A 2,940-nucleotide genomic window follows, 5' to 3' on the forward strand; every position below is an offset into this window, starting at 1 on the left:
TTAATGTTAATTCTACCAAACAATTGGGGGTTATCTTATTTGAAAAACTCAAGCTCCCAATTATTAAAAAGACAAAAACAGGTTATTCTACTGACGCTGAGGTATTGGAGAAATTAGCAGGACAGCACCCGCTTATTGATAAGCTGTTGGAGTACCGGATGCTGAGCAAGCTTAAATCCACATATCTTGACGGTATGGAGGCGTTAATTCACCCTGAGACGAATAGAATTCATACTACTTTTAATCAAATGGTAACGGCAACCGGCAGGCTAAGCAGTTCAGAGCCTAACCTGCAGAATATTCCTATCCGTACAGACATCGGACGAAAGATCAGGGAGCTGTTTATTCCTGGTGAAGGATATCAGTATATTATGTCTGCTGACTATTCGCAAATTGAATTAAGAGTATTGGCTCATATGGCTGGTGATGCCAGTTTGCTGGAGGCTTTCCGTCATAATCAGGATATACACACCCGGACAGCTGCTGAAGTTTTTGGTGTAGCTATGGATCAAGTCACGCCAGAGATGCGAGCCAGAGCCAAGGCTGTTAATTTTGGCATTGTATATGGTATTAGTGACTATGGGTTGGCACGAGATATTGGCGTTAGTCGTAAAGAAGCCGGATATTATATTGAAAGTTATTTTGCTAAATACCAAGGCGTGAAACGATATATAGATGAAGTTGTTGCCAATGCCCGACGTGATGGATATGTAACGACCTTGTTTGGGCGTCGCCGTCATTTGCCGGATATTAATAGCAGCAACTTTAATCAACGATCATTTGCTGAGCGGACAGCCATGAATACTCCGATTCAGGGAGCTGCTGCCGATATTATCAAGATCGCGATGAATAAGGTGTATGCCTTGCTTAAGGCTAAAAAACTTAAAAGCAGAATATTATTGCAGGTACATGATGAATTAGTCTTTGAAGTACCAGCAGCCGAATTGGAAGAGGTGGCAGCCCTTGTCAAACAAACAATGGAAGAAGCGGTAAAGCTTGATGTGCCACTGATAGCCGATGTAAAAGCCGGCAGCAATTGGGCTCAGGCCAAATAAAGGAGTGCGTACCATGCCAGAAATGCCAGAAGTGGAAACTATTCGCCGGACGCTTGTTGATAAGATTGAAGGGCGAAAAATTACCCGTGTTGATATTAAACTATCGCGCCTGATTAAATGGCCGACAGCACCTGAATTTCAGGCAGTGCTCACAGATCGGACAATCGAAAAGTTGAAACGGCGAGGTAAGTATCTGCTGTTTTATCTTGACAACAACTTAGTACTTGTTGTTCATTTGCGAATGACTGGTCGTTTGTATTATGTAACTGAGGGGACAGAATATGATAGCTTTACGCATGTCATATTTCGTCTTGATAATGGTGACGCATTGTTGTACGCTGATACTCGTACGTTGGGAACTTTGTATTTGATGCCAACAGACGAATTATGGCGTATTGCTGGTCTGGCTACAATGGGACCTGAACCTCTGTCTGATGAGTTTACTTTAGAGTATTTTGCAGGTATGCTGAAAAAGCGACAAGCCAAAATAAAACCAGTATTATTAAATCAAAAATTAATAGGCGGACTGGGCAATATCTATGTTGATGAAGCGTTGGCCATTGCCGGTATCAACCCTGAGCGAGCAGCTAACAGCATTAACGAAACGGAGGCCAAATATCTTTATCAAGCGATAAATCAAGTTATTGCTGACGGAATTGCCCATGGCGGCACTACCTTTCGTGATTATCGTGATGGTGTTGGACAGAGCGGCAGTCACCAGTATCACCTCCATGTGTATGGACGTGCCAATCAACCCTGCCAGCGTTGCGGGACGATTATCGTTCGCAAAGAAGTTGGGGGACGTGGCACTCATTATTGTCCTAATTGCCAGAAGTAACTGGAGGAAGCCAGATGTATGTGATAGGATTAACCGGCGGAATTGCTAGCGGTAAAAGCACAGTAAGCAAAATACTGAGCATGCTTGGGGCAGCTATTATTGATGCAGATAAACTTTCGCGCGCTGTTACACTTCCCGGAAAGCCAGCTTGGCTGGAAATTGTTAATCGGTTTGGTGACAGTATTCTTGAGCCTAACGGCGAGATTAACCGCAAACGTTTAGGGCAAATTGTATTTGCCGACAGTCAGGCTAGGCTTGATTTAGAAAAAATTACCCATCCACGTATTGAGGCCGAAGCTATGGCAGCGATTGCTACTGCCAAGCAGGACAATTACTCTGTGGCTGTATTGGATGCTCCGCTATTAATTGAAGTGGCTTGGCACAAAAAGGTGGACGCTGTGTGGCTGGTGTTTGTTGATGAACAAACACAGCTTACTCGGCTACAATTGCGTGATAATATTAGTTATGAAGATGCTATAGCAAGGATACATGCACAAATGCCGTTGCGTGATAAGTTAAAATATGCGGACGTTATTATTGATAATAATGGCACTCTTGACAATACTAAGGCACAAGTGTTTGCAGCTTGGCATGAAATAAACCTTGAGCAAAATTGACGGTATTTTTCCTATTCGCTATACATATTTTATTACAGTGATTTTTAGTGCGGAGTGATATTTTTGTGTATTCGGACTTGGTTTAAAGTCCTGCTTATCGGCCTTTTGGTAGCAATTGCCGGAGTGTATACGGTGTGGAGTTCCGACTGGTTTCAAAAAAAGTTTGTCTATCCGTTTTTATACCAGGAAGCCATATATACCTATGCATTAGAACGGAACATTGACCCGTTCTTAGTGGCTGGTGTTATCAAAACAGAAAGTAAGTTTATTAGTGATGCCTGCTCGCCTAAAGGAGCTTTAGGACTGATGCAGATTATGCCTGAGACTGGGCGGTGGATTGCCGAACAGCTTAACTATGAAAATTTTATGATCGCTGACCTTACTGATCCAGATATTAATATCCGGTTCGGTACTTGGTATCTAGCTTCAC

Annotated in this window: 4 protein-coding genes; all 4 read left to right on the plus strand. The window is 42.9% G+C overall.

What is annotated here, in order from left to right:
* Positions 1–1,055, plus strand: a 1,055-nt coding sequence (locus AC29Z1_RS13430) for a DNA polymerase (protein WP_488271965.1), incomplete at its 5' end; no start/stop codon positions are given.
* A gap of 13 nt (positions 1,056–1,068) precedes the next feature.
* On the plus strand, positions 1,069–1,893 hold the full coding sequence (mutM, locus tag AC29Z1_RS13435) for a bifunctional DNA-formamidopyrimidine glycosylase/DNA-(apurinic or apyrimidinic site) lyase (RefSeq protein ID WP_488271966.1): 825 nt from the start codon (positions 1,069–1,071) through the stop codon (positions 1,891–1,893).
* Positions 1,894–1,907: 14 nt separating this feature from the next.
* A complete protein-coding gene (gene coaE / locus AC29Z1_RS13440; protein ID WP_488271967.1) occupies positions 1,908–2,510 on the plus strand; it encodes a dephospho-CoA kinase in 603 nt (200 codons plus the stop codon).
* A gap of 63 nt (positions 2,511–2,573) precedes the next feature.
* Positions 2,574–2,940: lytic transglycosylase domain-containing protein (locus tag AC29Z1_RS13445; protein WP_488271968.1), on the plus strand; the 367-nt coding region annotated here is incomplete at its 3' end.

The organism is Sporomusa sp. (assembly GCF_057736855.1).